The organism is Streptomyces sp., assembly GCF_019510245.1.
Lineage (GTDB): Bacteria > Actinomycetota > Actinomycetes > Streptomycetales > Streptomycetaceae > Streptomyces.
The window spans coordinates 178125-194020 of the sequence record NZ_JAEKKT010000127.1 but is presented as its reverse complement, the minus strand read 5'-3'; the positions used below and the strand labels follow the sequence as shown (position 1 = coordinate 194020).

Annotated in this window: 20 protein-coding genes; 16 read left to right on the top strand and 4 right to left on the bottom strand. The window is 72.7% G+C overall.

From position 1 onward, the window contains the following. The first annotated feature begins 29 nt into the window (after positions 1-29). Positions 30-584, top strand: a complete 555-nt coding sequence (locus JF597_RS15520) for a GNAT family protein (protein WP_293994540.1) — start codon at positions 30-32, stop codon at positions 582-584. Positions 585-641: 57 nt separating this feature from the next. Further along, entirely contained in the window at positions 642-2594 is a 1953-nt protein-coding gene (locus tag JF597_RS15515) for a DUF5107 domain-containing protein (protein WP_293994537.1), read from the top strand. Positions 2595-2605: 11 nt separating this feature from the next. On the opposite strand, the gene JF597_RS15510 is transcribed toward JF597_RS15515, so the two are convergent. Then, positions 2606-2956 (bottom strand): VOC family protein, encoded by a 351-nt coding sequence (locus JF597_RS15510; RefSeq protein WP_293994535.1) that lies wholly within the window; start codon positions 2954-2956, stop codon positions 2606-2608. 89 nt (positions 2957-3045) lie between these two features. Between JF597_RS15510 and JF597_RS15505 the strand changes: the two genes are divergently transcribed. The 14 genes from JF597_RS15505 (at position 3046) to JF597_RS15440 (ending at position 13175) form a co-directional block, all read left to right on the top strand. Continuing rightward, the gene (locus tag JF597_RS15505; protein ID WP_293994532.1) at positions 3046-3480 is read left to right on the top strand and encodes a phage holin family protein; all 435 of its coding nucleotides are present in this window, start codon (positions 3046-3048) and stop codon (positions 3478-3480) included. A gap of 198 nt (positions 3481-3678) precedes the next feature. Continuing rightward, positions 3679-5016 carry an NAD(P)/FAD-dependent oxidoreductase gene (locus tag JF597_RS15500; RefSeq protein ID WP_293994529.1) on the top strand — a complete coding sequence of 446 codons (1338 nt, stop codon included), beginning with the start codon at positions 3679-3681 and terminating at the stop codon, positions 5014-5016. Further along, positions 5013-6860 (top strand): transketolase, encoded by a 1848-nt coding sequence (locus tag JF597_RS15495; protein ID WP_293994526.1) that lies wholly within the window; start codon positions 5013-5015, stop codon positions 6858-6860. The genes JF597_RS15500 and JF597_RS15495 overlap by 4 nt, the downstream gene beginning before the upstream one ends. Beyond that, complete coding sequence (gene ligD, locus JF597_RS15490) at positions 6857-7804, top strand: non-homologous end-joining DNA ligase (RefSeq protein ID WP_293994523.1); 948 nt, start codon at positions 6857-6859, stop codon at positions 7802-7804. The genes JF597_RS15495 and ligD overlap by 4 nt, the downstream gene beginning before the upstream one ends. A 72-nt stretch (positions 7805-7876) precedes the next feature. Beyond that, positions 7877-8233, top strand: a complete 357-nt coding sequence (locus JF597_RS15485; RefSeq protein WP_293994520.1) for a gas vesicle protein — start codon at positions 7877-7879, stop codon at positions 8231-8233. A gap of 55 nt (positions 8234-8288) precedes the next feature. Further along, complete coding sequence (locus tag JF597_RS15480; protein ID WP_293994518.1) at positions 8289-8729, top strand: gas vesicle structural protein GvpA; 441 nt, start codon at positions 8289-8291, stop codon at positions 8727-8729. Beyond that, positions 8726-9490, top strand: a complete 765-nt coding sequence (locus tag JF597_RS15475) for a GvpL/GvpF family gas vesicle protein (RefSeq protein WP_293994515.1) — start codon at positions 8726-8728, stop codon at positions 9488-9490. Before JF597_RS15480 ends, JF597_RS15475 begins: the two co-directional genes overlap by 4 nt. Before the next feature lie 43 nt (positions 9491-9533). Next, positions 9534-9797, top strand: a complete 264-nt coding sequence (locus JF597_RS15470) for a gas vesicle protein GvpG (RefSeq protein ID WP_293994512.1) — start codon at positions 9534-9536, stop codon at positions 9795-9797. Next, positions 9794-10426 carry a DNA primase gene (locus JF597_RS15465; RefSeq protein ID WP_293994509.1) on the top strand — a complete coding sequence of 211 codons (633 nt, stop codon included), beginning with the start codon at positions 9794-9796 and terminating at the stop codon, positions 10424-10426. Before JF597_RS15470 ends, JF597_RS15465 begins: the two co-directional genes overlap by 4 nt. After that, positions 10423-11586: an SRPBCC family protein gene (locus JF597_RS15460; RefSeq protein WP_293994506.1), complete on the top strand. Its 1164-nt coding sequence runs from the start codon at positions 10423-10425 to the stop codon at positions 11584-11586. Before JF597_RS15465 ends, JF597_RS15460 begins: the two co-directional genes overlap by 4 nt. Beyond that, a complete protein-coding gene (locus tag JF597_RS15455) occupies positions 11583-11936 on the top strand; it encodes a gas vesicle protein (protein ID WP_293994504.1) in 354 nt (117 codons plus the stop codon). The genes JF597_RS15460 and JF597_RS15455 overlap by 4 nt, the downstream gene beginning before the upstream one ends. Beyond that, a complete protein-coding gene (locus JF597_RS15450; protein ID WP_293994502.1) occupies positions 11933-12709 on the top strand; it encodes a GvpL/GvpF family gas vesicle protein in 777 nt (258 codons plus the stop codon). Before JF597_RS15455 ends, JF597_RS15450 begins: the two co-directional genes overlap by 4 nt. Beyond that, complete coding sequence (locus JF597_RS15445) at positions 12706-12894, top strand: gas vesicle protein (protein ID WP_046730146.1); 189 nt, start codon at positions 12706-12708, stop codon at positions 12892-12894. The genes JF597_RS15450 and JF597_RS15445 overlap by 4 nt, the downstream gene beginning before the upstream one ends. Next, positions 12891-13175 carry a gas vesicle protein K gene (locus tag JF597_RS15440; RefSeq protein WP_093498107.1) on the top strand — a complete coding sequence of 95 codons (285 nt, stop codon included), beginning with the start codon at positions 12891-12893 and terminating at the stop codon, positions 13173-13175. Before JF597_RS15445 ends, JF597_RS15440 begins: the two co-directional genes overlap by 4 nt. A gap of 21 nt (positions 13176-13196) precedes the next feature. Here JF597_RS15440 and JF597_RS15435 read toward each other — a convergent pair whose 3' ends face one another. The 3 genes from JF597_RS15435 to JF597_RS15425 all read right to left on the bottom strand — a co-directional run bounded on the left by JF597_RS15435 (position 13197) and on the right by JF597_RS15425 (position 15862). Beyond that, positions 13197-13367, bottom strand: a complete 171-nt coding sequence (locus JF597_RS15435) for a hydrophobic protein (protein ID WP_293994494.1) — start codon at positions 13365-13367, stop codon at positions 13197-13199. 48 nt (positions 13368-13415) lie between these two features. Next, entirely contained in the window at positions 13416-14231 is an 816-nt protein-coding gene (locus JF597_RS15430) for a class I SAM-dependent methyltransferase (protein ID WP_293994491.1), read from the bottom strand. A gap of 143 nt (positions 14232-14374) precedes the next feature. After that, positions 14375-15862 carry a bifunctional phosphatase PAP2/diacylglycerol kinase family protein gene (locus tag JF597_RS15425; RefSeq protein WP_293994488.1) on the bottom strand — a complete coding sequence of 496 codons (1488 nt, stop codon included), beginning with the start codon at positions 15860-15862 and terminating at the stop codon, positions 14375-14377. Between the last annotated feature and the right edge of the window lie 34 nt (positions 15863-15896).

The window sequence follows — 15896 nt, the reverse complement described above, 5'->3', positions numbered from 1 at the left end:
CCGGAGGTGGCTCCGCGTAGGGTGTCGGGATGCCGCACACCGCTTCCCGCTACCTCGCCGAAGGTCCCCGCGTGGGCATCCGCCCGTACACCTACGAGGACGGCGCCGAGTTCGTCGCCCGCACCCGGGAGAGCAAGGACCTCCACCAGCCCTGGCTGTTCCCGCCCACCACGGACGCGGCCTACGCCGGCTACGCGGGACGGCTGATCGAGGACCGCAGCAAGGCCGGGTTCCTGGTCTGCGAGAAGGACGCCGACGGCGCCATCGCCGGGTTCATCAACATCAACAACATCGTCGAGGGCGGCTTCCAGTGCGGTGCGCTCGGCTACGGCGTGTTCGCGCACGCGGCCGGGCGCGGGCTGATGCGGGAGGCGATGGGCCTGGTCGTGGACTACGCCTTCGGGCCGATGCGGCTGCACCGGCTGGAGATCAACGCCCAGCCCGGCAACACCGCGTCCATCGCGCTCGCCCGCGGTGCCGGGTTCCGGCTGGAGGGCTTCTCGCCGAACATGATCTACATCGACGGGGCCTGGCGGGACCACGAACGCTGGGCGATCACGACGGAGATGCGGACCACCGGCTGACCTTTGCGCAATCCTGACCGGCAGCTCCCCTGGTCAGCTCACCCGGCGCCGGGTTCCATGGTGATCGTGACCAGGATCCGACGTGAGGTACTGACCCTGCCCGCGGCGGAGTTGGGCCCGGACAACCCGCTCCCGCCGCTCAGCCTCCCCGAGGAGAGCCACCGCGTCGACGAACGTGACCGGGAGGACCTGCCCCGGGACATGGCCCGTGGGCTCGGCCACGAGCCGCTGCGCAGCCTCCTCCCGGTGCGGATCCGCGACGGCTACGGCAGAGCGCGCACGCCCCGCGCACTCGACGCCCTGGTGATCGAGAACGACCGGCTGCGCGCCACCGTGCTGCCCGGCCTCGGCGGGCGCGTCGCCTCCCTCGTCCACCTGCCCACCGGCCGCGAACTCCTCCACCGCAACCCGGTGTTCCAGCCCGCCAACCTCGCCCTCAACGGCGCCTGGTTCGCCGGCGGCATCGAGTGGAACATCGGGGCCACCGGCCACACCACCCTCGCCTGCGCCCCGCTGCACGCGGCCCGCGTCCCCGCCCCCGACGGCGGGGAGATGCTCCGGCTGTGGGAGTGGGAACGGCTGCGCGACCTGCCCTTCCAGGTCGACCTGTGGCTGCCGGACGGCTCCGACTTCCTGTACGCCGGCGTCCGCGTCCGCAACCCGCACGAACACCCGGTGCCGGCCTACTGGTGGTCCAACACGGCCGTACCGGAGGACCGCCGGATCGTCGTCCCGGCCGCGGAGGCCTGGGAGTTCGGGCCCGAGCGCCGACTGCACCGGGTGCCCGTTCCGGCGTACGACGTCCAACCGCCGTACGCGGCGGACTGGTTCTACGACATCCCGGACGGGCGGCGCCGCTGGATCGCCGCGCTGGACGCCGACGGCCACGGCCTGGTGCAGACCTCCACCGACGGACTGCGCGGCCGGAAACAGTTCGTGTGGGGGTCCGGCCCCGGCGGCCGGCGCTGGCAGGAGTGGCTCGGCGGACCCGGCACCGGCGGCTACCGCGAGATCCAGGCCGGACTGACCCGCACCCAGCTGGAGCACGTCCGTCTCGACGCGGAGAGCGAGGTCTCCTGGCTGGAGGCGTACGGACCGCTGTCGGCGGCTTCGCCGGACAGCGTCGAGGAGCGGCTGGAACTCGTCCTGCCGCGCGCCGGGTTGGACGCCGTCCACACCGCCTGGAAGCCGTACGCCGACACCGAACCCGGCGAACTCCTCGCCACCGGCTCCGGCTGGGGCGCCCTCGAAGTGCTGCGCGCGGACTGGAAGCTGCCCGGCACGCCGTTCGCCGAAGCGACACTGACCGAGGAGCAGGCTCCCTGGCGGGAGCTGCTGCGCACCGGCACCCTGCCCGACCCCCGCCGGGTGCGCCCGCCCGGACCGACCCTGGTCGCCCCGCACTGGCGGGACATGCTGGAGACCGCCCCGGCCACCCCGCACACCGAGTACCACCTCGGCGTCGCCCAGTGGCACGCCGGCGACCGCGCCCAGGCCGTCCGCAGCTGGGAGCGGGCCCTGCCGCTCGCCCCCTCGCTCTGGCCGCTGCTGCGCTGCCTCGCCGTCGCCGACCAGGAGTACGGACAGCACGAGCGGGCCGCCGAGCGGTTCGCGGACGCCTTCGACGACCTGTGCCGCATGCTCCCCCACTGCCTGAACGGCGTGGGAGGTACCCCCACCGACGACGGCGAGACCTGGACGGCGGCCTGCGCGGCGCTCGGCCGCGAGGCCGTCGAGGCGCTGCTGCGGGTACGGCGGGTCGCGGAGGCCCGCGCCGTGTGGGAGGCGCTGCACCCCGCGATCCGGGACCGCGGGCGGTTCCGGCTCCTGGAGGCGGAGCTGCTGCTCGCGGAGGGACGGCGGGCCGCGGCCCAGGCCGTGTTCGACACCGGGTTCGAGGTGGCGGACCTGCGGGAGGGGTCGGACGCGCTCGGCCGGCTGTGGGCGCGGCTCGGTGACGAGCCGCTGCCCGCCCGGTACGACTTCCGGATGCGGCCGCAGGGCCTGTGACCGGCCCCGGTTCAGCCCTTGTGCTGGTCGACGTACTCGAACAGCGAGCCGTCCGGGTGCATCGCGAGCAGATTGCGGCCGGCCGGCGTGGCCACCGGCCCCGCGAGGACGCGGGCGCCGAGGTCGTCCAGCAATCGGTGGGCCGCGTCGACGTCCTGCACCGCGATCGTCGCGGCCACCTTGCGCAGCACCTCGAGCTCCGCCTCCGGTCCGCTCATCAGGAGGAAGGAGCCGACCGCGGCGACCTGGACGCCGCCGCGCTCGAAGCGCTGGGCTCTGCCGCCGCAGAGGCGTTCGTAGAACGGGATCGCGGTATCGAGGTCGTCGACGCAGATGCGCAGGGAGGCGCCCAGAATCTCCATGGCCACGAGCCTAGTTGCCGCGGGCCGGGATGGCGTCACCTCCGGTGATCTCCTGTTACGTCCATTCCGGTCCGGGTACCCGCAGCGGTATGGAACCCCTGGATCATCTCGAACATCTGGACAAGGACCTGGTCGACGAGCTGGCACAGGTCGCGCGCGAGACCGTGCGGGACGAACTGCGCGAACAGGGCCGCAAGCGGCGCCGCGCCGCCATGCTGTACGGCGCGTCCGGCGCCGTCGCCCTGTACGCCGGGGCCGCCGTGGCGCTGGCCGTCGGGCTGGCGTGGGCGATCCTGCTGCCGGCGTGGGCCGCGGCGCTGGTCACCGCAGTGATCCTGGGCGCGGTCGCCTACGCGCTGCGGGAGGCGGGGCGGCCGAAGAGGCCGCATCCGCCGCACCGGGTGATCGGAGGGACGGCGCCGGGGGCGCCGCCGAGCGGGATGGGGTTGCCGTATCCGCCGATGCCGACGGCTTCGCCGGGTGTGCCGGGTGCGGATCCGGAGTCGCCCCACCACCGGACTTGACGGGGAGCGCCGCCGTTTTCGCTTCGGCCGTGGTTCGGCGCGGGACGGTGGGGGCTGGTCGCGCAGTTCCTCCCCCAGCCTTCGGCCGGGGGCACCCCCAGCGCCCCTGACGGGGCGCCGTCAGCAGGCGGTGTTTCAGAGTCTTGCCTACGGTTACGTGGTACGCCTTGGACCTCGTCGTCACCCCGGAGGCGCACCGTGAGTCGTCGGCCTCGGATCGTGATCGTCGGCGCCGGGTTCGCCGGGTATCGTGCGGCCCGTACGCTCGCTCGGCTTGCCAGGGGCCGCGCCGAGATCACCCTGCTCAACCCCACCGACTACTTCCTGTATCTGCCCCTGCTGCCCCAGGTCGCCGCCGGAATCCTCGATCCCCGGCGGATCGCCCTCCCGCTGTCCGGCGCCCGGGTGCGGACCGTGCTCGGGGAGGCGGGCCGGGTCGATCTCGACGGGCAGAAAGTGCACTACACCGACCCGGAGGGCGTCGCCGGCAGCCTCGGCTACGAGCGGCTCCTGCTGACCGTCGGCAGTGTCAACAAGCTGTTGCCCATCCCGGGGGTCGCCGAGCACGCGCACGGCTTCCGGGGGCTGCCGGAGGCGCTCTACCTCCGTGACCACGTCATCCGGCAGATCGAGCTGGCCGCCGTCGCCCCCGACGCCGGCGTCGCCGCCGCACGGTGCACCTTCGTCGTGGTCGGTGCCGGGTACACCGGGACCGAGGTCGCCGCGCACATGCGGATGCTCACCGACGACCTGGCCCGCCGCAACCGGCTGCCCCACGGGGTGCGTCCGCGCTGGCTGCTGCTGGACGTGGCGCCCCGGGTGCTGCCCGGGATGGACGAGAAGCTGTCCCGTACCGCCGACCGGGTACTGCGCCGGCGGGGGGTCGAGGTGCGGATGGGGACCTCCGTGAAAGAGGCCACCCGGGACGGGGTGCTGCTCTCCGACGGGGAGTTCGTGGCGTCGCGGACTCTGGTGTGGTGCGTGGGCGTACGGCCCGACCCGCTCGTGGAGGGCACCGGGCAGCCTCTGGAGAAGGGGCGGCTGATCGTCGACCCGTACCTTCATGTACCCGGCTGCGCCGACGTGTTCGCCTGCGGGGACGCGGCCGCGGTGCCCGACCTCGTCAATCCCGGCGCGTTCACGCCGATGACCGCGCAGCACGCCTGGCGGCAGGGCCGGGTGGCCGGTGAGAACGTGGCCGCCTCGCTCGGAATCGGACGGCGCCGGCGCCCGTACCGCCATCGCGACCTGGGGTTCGTCGTCGACCTCGGCGGCGTGCAGGCCGCCGCCGACCCGCTCGGGGTGCCCCTGTCCGGGCCGCCCGCCGGGCTGGTGACCCGCGGCTACCACCTCGCGGCGATGCCCGGGGGCCGGGCCCGGGTCGCCGCCGACTGGCTGCTCGACGCCGTCCTGCCGCGCCAGGGCGTCCAGTTGGGCCTCGTGCGGTCCTGGTCGGTGCCGCTGGACACGGCCTCGCCCGAGCTGCCGAAGGCCCCCGAATCCGTCACAGACCATCCTCCGGAAGGAGCCACATGAACACCGCCGAACTCGTCGAACTCGCCCAGCAGCTGCGCGTGGACAGCGTGCGGGCGGCCGCTGCGGCCGAGTCCGGGCATCCGACGTCGTCGATGTCCGCCGCCGACCTGATGGCGGTCCTGCTCGCGCACCACCTGCGCTACGACTTCGAGCGGCCCGACCACCCCGGCAACGACCGCTTCGTCCTCTCCAAGGGCCACGCCTCGCCGCTGCTGTACGCCGCCTACAAGGCGGCCGGTGCCATCGACGACGCCGAACTGCTCACCTTCCGCAAGCTCGGCAGCCACCTGGAGGGACACCCGACCCCGCGCCGCCTGCCGTGGGTGGAGACCGCCACCGGCTCCCTCGGCCAGGGCCTGCCGGTCGGGGTCGGCATCGCGCTGTCCGGGAAGCGGCTGGAGCACGCCCGCTACCGGGTCTGGGTGCTGTGCGGGGACAGCGAGCTGGCGGAGGGCTCCGTGTGGGAGGCCGCCGAGCACGCCGGTTACGAGCATCTCGACAACCTCACCGTGATCGTGGACGTCAACCGGCTCGGCCAGCGCGGCCCCACCCGCCACGGCCACGACCTCGACGCCTACGCCCGCCGCTTCCAGGCCTTCGGCTGGCACACCGTGGAGATCGACGGGCACGACGTGGACGCCGTCGACCGTGCCTACGGCGAGGCCGCCTCCACCGCCGGGCAGCCCACCGCGATCCTCGCCCGCACCCGCAAGGGCCGGGGCGTGGCCGCGGTCGAGGACCGCGAGGGCATGCACGGCAAGCCGCTGCCGGACGCCGAGGAGGCCATCGCCGAACTGGGCGGACTCCGCGATGCCCGGGTCCACGTGCAGGAGCCGCCCGCCGCCCGGGCCCTGCACTCGGTGCCCACGGGCGCGCTCGAACTCCCGCGCTACGACAAGGGAGAGAAGGTCCCCACCCGGGACGCCTTCGGCAAGGCGCTGGTCGCGCTGGGCCACGCCCGCGCCGACGTCGTCGCGCTGGACGGCGAGGTCGGCGACTCCACCCGCACCGAGCTCTTCGGCAAGGAACACCCCGACCGCTACTTCGAGTTCTACATCGCCGAACAGCAACTCGTCGCCGGCGCCGTCGGCATGGCCGCCCGCGGCTGGGTGCCGTACGCCTCCACCTTCGCCGCCTTCCTCAGCCGCGCCCACGACTTCGTGCGCATGGCCTCCGTCAGCGGCAGCGGAATCAACCTCGTCGGCTCGCACGCGGGCGTCGCCATCGGGCAGGACGGGCCCTCCCAGATGGGCCTGGAGGACCTGGCGATGTTCCGCTCACTCTACGGCTCGACCGTGCTCTACCCCTGCGACGCCAACCAGACCGCCAGGCTCGTCGCCACCATGGCCGGACTCGACGGCATCCGCTACCTGCGCACCTCGCGCGGGGCGAGCCCGGTGATCTACGGCCCGGACGAGGAGTTCCCGGTCGGCGGCAGCAAGGTGCTGCGCTCCTCCGAGGAGGACCGGCTGACCGTGGTCGCCGCCGGGGTCACCCTGCACGAGGCGCTGAAGGCCGCCGACGCGCTCGCCGAGGACGGCATCCGGATCCGGGTCGTCGACCTCTACTCCGTGAAGCCCGTCGACCGGCAGACGCTGCGCACCGCCGCCGAGGAGACCGGCTGCCTGCTCACCGTCGAGGACCACCACGAGGAGGGCGGACTCGGCGACGCGGTCGCGGAGGCGTTCGGCGACGGCAGGCCGGTGCCGCGGCTGGTGCGGCTCGCCGTCCGTACGATGCCGGGTTCGGCCGCCCCCGACCAGCAGCTGCACGCCGCCGGCATCGACGCCGACGCCATCGCGGCGGCCGGCCGGCTGCTGGTCGAGGAGGCGGTCGTGCGATGACCCCGGACGAGGTGCGGCCGGTACGGGCGGGCCGCCGGACGGTGCGGACGCACCGGCCCGACAAAGTGCTCTTCCCCGGCGACGGGGGCGGCGACGGCGCCGCGAAGGAGTACACCAAGGCCGACCTCGTCGACTACTACAGGTCCGTCGCGCCGTACCTGCTGCCGCATCTGCGCGGGCGTCCGCTGATGCTGGAGCGGTACCCCGACGGCCTGGACGGTCCCCGGTTCATGCAGAAGAACACCCCGGACCACTACCCGGACTGGATCGAGCGGGCCGAGGTCGCCAAGGAGCACGGGACCGTGACCCACGTGGTCTGCCGCGACACCGCCACCCTCGTGTACCTCGCCGACCAGGCCTGCCTCACCCTGCACCGCTGGCTCTCCCGCACCACCGCGCCCGAGCGTCCCGACCGGCTGGTCCTCGACCTGGATCCGCCCGGCACGGACTTCGCCCCGGTGCGGGAGGCCGCCGGCTGGGCCGGTGCCCTGCTCGACCGGCTCGGGCTGCCGGCGGCGCCCATGACCACCGGCTCCCGGGGCCTGCATCTCGTCGTACCGCTGAACGGCCGCCACGACGTCGAGGAGGTCCGCGCCTTCGCCCGGGACCTGGCCGACCTGCTCGCCGCCGAGCACCCCGACCGGCTCACCACCGCCGTCCGCAAGGACGACCGCGGCGACCGGCTCTTCCTCGACACGGGGCGCAACGCCTACGCCCAGACAGCCGTGGCCCCCTACACCGTGCGGGCCAGGCCCGGCGCCCCCGTCGCCGTGCCGATCACCTGGGACCAGCTCGCCGACCCCGCCCTGGACGCCCGGCGCTGGACCGTCGCCGACGCCGTCGACCAGGCCCGGACCGCGCCCTGGGCGGACATCCCCGCCCGGGGCCGGGCGCTCGGGCCGGCCCGGCGGCGGCTCGACGCGTTGCGCGACGCATCCGGCTGACCGCACCGCGTCAACGATCGGTTGTGAAGGTTTGACCCCGAGACCTCCGGCCACTCGGACTAGGAGGTGGCCATGACGAACACAAACGACACGTCTCAGACGCAGGATTCACGTAAAGAGCGCAAACGTGACGACGGACCCGACACGGCGCCCGACCGGCCGAGCCCCATGGAGGTACTGCGCCAGGCGCGCGCCCAGCTTGCGGAGCTCACCGGTATGGCCGCCGAGTCCGTGTCGTCCTTCGAACAGACCGAGGACGGCTGGGAACTGGAGGTCGAAGTCCTGGAACTGCCCAGGGTGCCCGACACGATGAGCCTGATGGCGAGCTACCAGGTCGAACTCGACCCACAGGGACAGCTCACCGGCTACCGGCGCGTGAGCCGCTACGAACGCGGACGCGCCGACGCACACCGGCCCGGCGGCCGGTAGGCCGCCCGCCCGTTCCCGCGGACAGGTCCCACGACAAGGAGGAGGTTGGACAGGCATGACCGTTGTACCGGCACAGCAGACCGGCGGAGGCGGCAGCAGCGGCCTTTACGACGTGCTCGAACTCGTCCTCGACAGGGGGCTCGTCATCGATGCGTTCGTGCGGGTCTCCCTGGTCGGCATCGAGATCCTGAAGATCGACATACGGGTCGTCGTCGCCAGCGTCGACACCTATCTCCGCTTCGCGGAGGCCTGCAACCGGCTCGACCTGGAGGCGGGGCCGCGCAAGAGCCCCGGCCTGCCCGAGATCGTCGGCGAGGTCACCGAGTCCGGAGCCCGCGGCAAGTCGAAGGGCGCGCTCTCCGGTGCCGCCGAGACGATCTCGGATGCCTTCAAGCAGGCCCGTGAGGAGCACTCGGGCTCGGGTGAGGCCGAGTCCCGGCCGCGCGCCCGCAAGACCGCCCCGGCCCGTCGCAAGGAGAGGGAGGAAGAGGAGTGAGTACGTACGTCTACGGCATCACGGCCGCCGCGCACCCCGCTCTGCCCGACGGCATGGACGGGGTGGGGGACCCGCCGCGCCAGGTGCGCGTGCTCACGGCGGGTGAACTGGCCGCCATCGTCAGTGACGCCCCCGAGGGCCTCCGGCCCAAGCGCCGCGATCTGCTCGCGCACCAGAACGTGCTGGCGGAGGCAGGCGGCGGCGGCTGCGTGCTGCCCATGCGGTTCGGCAGCGTCGCCCCGGACGACGACACCGTCACCGGCGTCCTCACCGAACGCGTCGACCACTACCTGGAGCGGCTGCGCACCCTCGACGGCAAGGTCGAGTACAACATCAAGGCCAGTCACGTCGAAGATGCCGTGCTGCACCGGGTGATGTCCGAGAACCCCGAGCTGCGCGCCCTGACCGAGGCCAACCGGAAGGCGGGCGGCGGAAGCTACGAGAGCCGGCTGCGGCTCGGCGAGATGGTGGCGGGCGCTGTCAAGGCCCGGGAGGCCGAGGACGCGGCCGACGTGCGGCAGGCGCTGGAACCCGAGGCGGCCGCCGTCAGCGTGGGCCCCGAATCCACCGGCTGGCTCGTCAACCTGTCCTTCCTCCTGGACCGGCACTCCGCCGAGACCTTCCTCGCCGGCGTCGAGCGGCTGCGCAAGAGCCATCCGCATCTCGACCTGAGCGTCAACGGACCGCTCCCGCCGTACAGCTTCGTCGAACCGGGGCCCGCCGAACCGGCGGGCAGCACGGCCGGCGCGGCCTCGAAGTAGCCGGCGCGGCCGAGAAGCAGCAAGCAAGAAGGAGCAGGCACCCATGGGACTGATCAAGGAGCTGCTGCTACTGCCCTTCGCGCCCGTGCGCGGCAGCGCCTGGGTCATCGAGCAGGTGGTGCAGGAGGCGGAGCGGATCTACTACGACCCCGCCACGGTCCGGGCCGAACTGGCCCGGCTGGAAGAGCGTCTGGAAGCCGGCGAGATCGACGAGGAGGAGTTCGACCGAGCCGAGGACGAACTTCTCGACCGGCTGGAGATCGCCCTGCGCAAAGACGCGGGGCACGGCAATGGGATGCATACATGAACCGCATGGGACTGGGCCTCGCGATCGGGGCCGGATACCTGCTGGGCCGGACCAAGAAGCTGAAACTGGCCGTCGCGGTGGGGTCGGTGGTGGCCGGCAAGCGGCTGAACCTGACCCCGAAGGCGGTCCTCGACCTGGCCAACCAGCAACTGCGCGACAATCCGCAGTTCAAGGAGATCGGCGACCAGCTGCGCCAGGATCTGCGCGGGGTCGGCAAGGCCGCCTCCGGCGCCATGGTCGAACGGCAGCTCGGCGCCCTCGCCGACCGGCTGCACGGCCGTACCGCGGAGGTGCGCGACCAGCTGGCCGATGCCGTGCCCGACACCGGCGACCTCGGTCTCGGCGGCGGCCGGGACGACGAGGAACCGGAGGAGGACGAGGAGCAGGACGAGGAGCAGGAGGAGAGGGGCGGGAGCGGCAGGGCCGGGGACGACCGCGAGGAGCGGTCCGACCGGAAGGCGCCGGCCCGCAAGGCCCCCTCGAAGAAGGCGGCCGAGAAGCCACCGGCGAAGAAGGCGTCGGCCAAGCCGCCCGCCAAGAAGGCGCCGGCGAAGAAGGCCGCGCAGGGCCGGGCGGACGCGAAGAAGACGGCCGGCCGGGCCCGGCCGAAGGGAGGCGGTGAGCGATGACCAGCGGACCGTTCACGGAAGCGGCCCACTCCGAGGCCGCCGACCGCCTGAAGGCGGAGGTGCAGGAGTACCTCGCCGCCCAGGCGGAACGCCTGCTGACGGGCGCCGGACGCAAGCTCGGCGAGGCCACCGGCAAGCTCAACGACATCGCCGAGGGAAACAGCCCCGGCTTCGGCAAGCTCGCCCTCGACGCCGGCCGCAAGGTCGCCGAGGGCAAGGGGCCGGTGCGCTCCGCCCTGGAACTCGGGCTGACCCACGCCAAGGACACCGTCATGGACAAGGTGAAGAACCTGGGGGGCGGCAAGGGCAAAGGCAAGGGCAAGGGCAGCGGCCAGAAGCCGACCGTCATCATCGAGTCGGTCGACGTCGGCGTCCCGGTGCGCACCGCCTACGACCAGTGGACCCGTTTCCAGGACTTCAGCACCTTCGCCAAGGGCGTGAAGAGCGCCAGCCGGGCCGACGACACCTCGTCGGACTGGCAGGGCAAGATCTGGTGGTCCAGCCGGAGCTGGAAGGGCAAGACCGTCGAGCAGATCCCGGACTACCGCATCCAGTGGTCGTCGCAGGGCGCCAAGGGCAGCCACAAGGGCGTCGTCACCTTCCACCGGCTCGACGACAACCTCACCCGCGTACTGCTGGTGATCGAGTACTACCCGAGCGGTTTCTTCGAGAAGACCGCCAACGTCTGGCGCGCCTCGGGCCGCCGGGCCCGTCTGGACCTCAAGCACTACGCCCGCCACATCAGCATCAAGGGAGAGGTGGACGACGGGTGGCGCGGCGAGATCCGCGACGGCGAGGTCGTCCAGAGCCACGAGGACGCGGTGGCCGAGGAGGAGGAGAACGAGGCAGAGGACCAGAACGAGGCAGAGGACCAGAACGAGGCAGAGGACCAGAACGAGGCAGAGGACCGGGACGAGGCAGAGGCCCGGGACGAGGCGGAGTCCGGGGACGAGGCGCCGGAGGACGAGTCGTACGAGGAGTCGTACGAGGACGAGGAGCCCTACGACGAGGCGGAGGACGCCGAGCAGGGGGAGGATGAGGAGTACGAGACCGAGGGTGAGGAGGAGCCCGAGGGCGAGTACGAGGCCTCGGAGGAGACCGAGGACGAGGAAGAGCCGGAGGACGAGGAAGAGTACGCCGGTTCCCGGAGCCGTCGATGACGATGGCCGGCCGGCTGCCCGAGCCCTACGGACGGGACGGCGGGGGCGCCAACCTCGCCGACATCCTGGAGCGCGTCCTGGACAAGGGCATCGTCATCGCTGGTGACATCAGGATCAACCTGCTCGACATCGAACTGCTCACCATCAAACTCCGCCTGGTCGTCGCCTCCGTCGACCGGGCGAAGGAGATGGGCATCGACTGGTGGGAGCACGACCCCGAGCTGTCCACCCGGGCCCGGAGGGACCAGCTCACCCGCGAGAACCACGAGCTGCGGGAGCGGCTGGCCGCCCTGGAGGCACTGGAGGCCGGCCGCGGACAGCGCCGCGAGCACCAGGAGGAGGACGGATGACCGCACAGGGCGGACTCCGGTACGTGTACGCCGTCTGCCGTCCGTTCGCGGCGGCCCTGCAGGCCCAGCTCACCGGCGTGGCCGGCGCTCCGCCGGGGCTGCTCAGGCACCACGGGCTGGTCGCCGTCGTCAGTACGGTCCCGGAGGGCGACTTCGCCGAGGGGCCGCTGCGGGACCATCTGGAGGACCTGGACTGGCTGGCCGCGACCGCCCGTGCCCACCAGGGCGTGATCGACGCGCTCACCACGGTCACCACGCCGCTGCCGCTCCGCCTCGCCACGGTCTTCCGGGACGACAGCGGCGTGCGGACCATGATGGAGGAACGCGAGGCCGACTTCCTGCACATCCTCGACCGGCTGGAAGGGCGGGTCGAGTGGGGTGTGAAGCTGTACGCCGACCCGCCCGAGCAGGCGCCCGCACCCGTCGGCAGGCCGGCCAGCGGGCGTGACTACCTGCGGCAGCGGCGGATGAGCACACGGGCGCACGAGGAGAAATGGCGGGCCGCCGAAAAATTCGCGCACACTCTGCACGAGCGGCTTTCCCAGCGCGCCGAGGATTCCCGGCTGCACCCTCCGCAGAACGCGGCCCTTTCCGGGGTGCCCGGGCAGAACCTGCTCAATGCGGCCTATCTGGTGTCCCGTGCGGATTCGGAGGAATTCGTGGAACTGGTCGACCGTACGAAGGACGAGGCACCGGAAATGCGGGTGGAACTCACGGGACCCTGGGCGGCCTACTCCTTCACCGAGCCGGCGGAAGCGGGGGAGCCGCGGTGACCGTCGTCGAACGCCGTGAGGTCGCCCTCGTCGACCTGCTCGACCGGCTGCTGGCCGGTGGTGTGGTCATCACGGGCGACATCACCCTGCGCATCGCGGACGTCGACCTCGTCCGCATCGACCTCAACGCGCTGATCAGCTCGGTCAACGCACAAGTGCCCGCACCCTGGGGGGAGCCGACGTGAGCGAGCACCGCAACCGGCTGGACCTCGAACCGGACACGGTGGAGCGCGACCTGGTGAAACTCGTGCTGACCGTCGTGGAACTGCTGCGCCAGCTGATGGAACGGCAGGCGCTGCGCCGCTTCGACACCGGGGACCTCACCGAGCAGCAGGAGGAGCGCATCGGGCTCACCCTGATGCTGCTGGAGGACCGGATGGCCGAACTCCGGGACCGCTACGGACTGCGGCCCGAGGACCTGAACCTGGACCTCGGGCCGCTGGGACCGCTGCTGCCGCGCGACTGACTCCGCCACCGGTGGGTGGCGTCACCACCTGTACCAGCGACCCCTGCCACCGGCGCCGGTCGTGCCCCGGACCAGGAATCCGAGAAGCCATATCACAAGTACGGCGAGCGCGATCCACCAGAGTATTTTCACCGCGAATCCGGCACCGAAGAGAATCAGGACCAGAAGCAGTACCAGCAGGATGGGAACCATAGTGTGAACCTCCTGCAAAGCGGGTTTCCCGAAATCCGCGGATCAGGCTCACTTACGGCACAGAATTTCTCCGTGCAGTACGGCGAACCAGCCGTCCTCCTGCCCCGCCCACTCCCGCCAGGCCGCCGCGATTCCCGCCAGCTGCTCCGGGGTCGCGTGTCCGCCCTCGGTGGCCCGCTCGGCGTACGAGGAGGCGACCGTGCGGTCCGCCCACAGCCCGCCCCACCAGGCCCGCTCCTCGGCCGTGCTGTATGTCCAGGTGCCCGAGGTGGCCGTGATGTCGGTGAGCCCCGCCGCCAGCGCCCAGGACCTCAGCCGCCGCCCGGCGTCGGGCTCGCCGCCGTTGGCCCGGGCGACCCGCCGGTACAGCTCCAGCCAGCCGTCCAGGCCGGGCACCGCCGGGTACCAGGTCATCGCCGCGTAGTCCGCGTCGCGCACGGCGACGAAGCCGCCGGGCTTGGTGACCCGCCGCATCTCGCGCAGCGCCTGCACCGGATCGCCCACGTGCTGCAGCACCTGGTGGGCGTGGACCACGCAGAAGGTGTCGTCGGGGTAGTCCAGCGCGTGCACGTCGGCGACCGCGAAGTCCACGTTCGTCAGCCCGCGTCCGGCGGCGGTCGCGCGGGCCTGCTCCAGGATGCCGGGGGCGTGGTCGACGCCGGTGACACGGCCGTCGGGTACCAGCGCGGCCAGGTCGGCGGTGATGGTGCCCGGACCGCAGCCGATGTCCAGGATCCGCATGTGGGGCTTGAGCGAACCCAGCAGGTAGGCGGCCGAGTTGGCGGCGGTCCTGGAGGTGTGGGAACGCAGCACCGACTCGTGGTGCCCGTGCGTGTAGACAGCGGTCTCCCGCGGCTTCGACATGGCTCGACCCCTTCGCGTCACACCGGCGGACGGGGCCGGACGGCCCCGTCCCGCGGTGTCCGCAACGCTACGCGCGCATGCCGAATAATGAGACCCGTGTTTTGTCATGTGGACTGACGGGTCGTCATGTGCGACGGTGGACGTCAGGGCAGCGGCCGGTACACGGTCAGCGCTTGCGGCAGCTTCTCCACCGTCATCTCGCCCGCGACATCGGTGACTTCACCGTCGTACGCGAGCGGTGTGCCGGCCGCGATGCCCTTCAGGCGCAGCCGGCGCACCCGCGCCTCGGCATGGGCGGGGGAGCGGGTGAGCGGGCCCGCGAGGGCGGCGGAGAGCAGGCGGAGCGCGGGATGCCGGCCGCCGTGCACCACGCGTACGTCGAGCTGCCCGTCCGCCAGGTCGGTACGGCGGCCTGGGGTCAGGGCCAGCCGGTGGTAGACACAGTTGCCGACGAACAGCAGCCACAACGGGTGCGTCTCGCCGCGCAGTTCGACCTGGAGCGGATGCCGGTCCGTGCGCAGCACGCGCAGCACGGCCAGCACCTCGGCGGGCCAGGCGCCGATGCGGTGCGACCAGCGTTCCCGCTCCCGGACCAGCTCCGGGTAGACGCCCAGGCTCAGCGTGTTCAGGAAGACGCCCTCCAGGTCGCCCGAGGTGAAGCGGCCCACGTCCACCCGGACCGCCTCACCCTCGCGCACGGCCCGGCCGATGCTCCGGCCGTCCTCCACGCTCAGGTCGTGGGCGAAGTGGTTCAGGGTGCCGCCGGGCAGCACCGCGAGCGGCAGCCCGTGGCGCAGGGCGACCTGGGCCGCCGCGTTCACGGTGCCGTCGCCGCCGCACACCCCGAGCGCCCGCGCCCGCTGTGCGGCCTTCGCCAACTCGGCCTTCACCTCGTCCGGTTCGCACTCCACCAGCTCCGCCTCCGGGAGCTCGCGGTGCAGCACCCGCATCCGGTCGGCGCTGCCGGAGGCCCGGTTGGCCACCACCACCAGACCGTCCCCGTCGGCCAGCGCCGGGGCCTCGGCACGCGGCCGGGGCGGCGGGCCGGTCTGCGCCCGGGTCGGCACCAGTGCCCGTACGGCGAACGCGGCGCCTGCCCCCAGCACCGCGCCCGCGAGCACGTCGCTCGGGAAGTGCACGCCCGTGTACACCCGGGACATCGCGACGGAGAACGCCACCGGCGCCACCACCGCGCCCCACCCCGGGGACTCCAGGGCGACCCCGGTCGCGAAGGCGGCCGCCGACGCGGCGTGCCCGGAGGGGAACGAGGTGGTGATCGGCTGCCGCTTCAGGTGCCGTACCGCGGGCACCGGGTCCAGGAGCGGGCGCGGGCGGCGCACCGAGCGCTTGCCGAGGGTGTTGATGGCCAGGGAGGCCAGGGTGAGCGAGGCCAGGCCGCGGGCGGCGGCCCGGCGGGCCCGGGGCGTGCGGGTCGCGGCCACCGCGGCGGCCGTCGCGAACCACAGCACCCCGTGGTTGGCGCTCCGGCTCAGCCGGGGCAGCACCGGCTCGGCGAACGGCCAGTTCCGCTCGGCGGCGAACTCGAACAGCCGGCTGTCGAGGGCGAGCAGCCGGTCGCGCAGCGCGTGCCGGCCGGGCTTCGGGACGGTGAGGTCGACATCTGGGCTCATGCGAGTGCGGTTACCCTGAAGTGGCACTTTCCTG

Excerpts from the sequence above, each read along its gene's own strand:
- JF597_RS15435 (WP_293994494.1), bottom strand. The coding sequence starts at position 13,367 with ATGGTTCCCATCCTGCTGGTACTGCTTCTGGTCCTGATTCTCTTCGGT.
- JF597_RS15430 (WP_293994491.1), bottom strand. The coding sequence starts at position 14,231 with ATGTCGAAGCCGCGGGAGACCGCTGTCTACACGCACGGGCACCACGAG.
- JF597_RS15495 (WP_293994526.1), top strand. The coding sequence starts at position 5,013 with ATGAACACCGCCGAACTCGTCGAACTCGCCCAGCAGCTGCGCGTGGAC.
- JF597_RS15450 (WP_293994502.1), top strand. The coding sequence starts at position 11,933 with ATGACCGCACAGGGCGGACTCCGGTACGTGTACGCCGTCTGCCGTCCG.
- JF597_RS15480 (WP_293994518.1), top strand. The coding sequence starts at position 8,289 with ATGACCGTTGTACCGGCACAGCAGACCGGCGGAGGCGGCAGCAGCGGC.
- JF597_RS15510 (WP_293994535.1), bottom strand. The coding sequence starts at position 2,956 with ATGGAGATTCTGGGCGCCTCCCTGCGCATCTGCGTCGACGACCTCGAT.
- JF597_RS15505 (WP_293994532.1), top strand. The coding sequence starts at position 3,046 with ATGGAACCCCTGGATCATCTCGAACATCTGGACAAGGACCTGGTCGAC.
- ligD (WP_293994523.1), top strand. The coding sequence starts at position 6,857 with ATGACCCCGGACGAGGTGCGGCCGGTACGGGCGGGCCGCCGGACGGTG.
- JF597_RS15455 (WP_293994504.1), top strand. The coding sequence starts at position 11,583 with ATGACGATGGCCGGCCGGCTGCCCGAGCCCTACGGACGGGACGGCGGG.
- JF597_RS15425 (WP_293994488.1), bottom strand. The coding sequence starts at position 15,862 with ATGAGCCCAGATGTCGACCTCACCGTCCCGAAGCCCGGCCGGCACGCG.
- JF597_RS15460 (WP_293994506.1), top strand. The coding sequence starts at position 10,423 with ATGACCAGCGGACCGTTCACGGAAGCGGCCCACTCCGAGGCCGCCGAC.
- JF597_RS15515 (WP_293994537.1), top strand. The coding sequence starts at position 642 with ATGGTGATCGTGACCAGGATCCGACGTGAGGTACTGACCCTGCCCGCG.
- JF597_RS15520 (WP_293994540.1), top strand. The coding sequence starts at position 30 with ATGCCGCACACCGCTTCCCGCTACCTCGCCGAAGGTCCCCGCGTGGGC.
- JF597_RS15465 (WP_293994509.1), top strand. The coding sequence starts at position 9,794 with ATGAACCGCATGGGACTGGGCCTCGCGATCGGGGCCGGATACCTGCTG.
- JF597_RS15470 (WP_293994512.1), top strand. The coding sequence starts at position 9,534 with ATGGGACTGATCAAGGAGCTGCTGCTACTGCCCTTCGCGCCCGTGCGC.
- JF597_RS15485 (WP_293994520.1), top strand. The coding sequence starts at position 7,877 with ATGACGAACACAAACGACACGTCTCAGACGCAGGATTCACGTAAAGAG.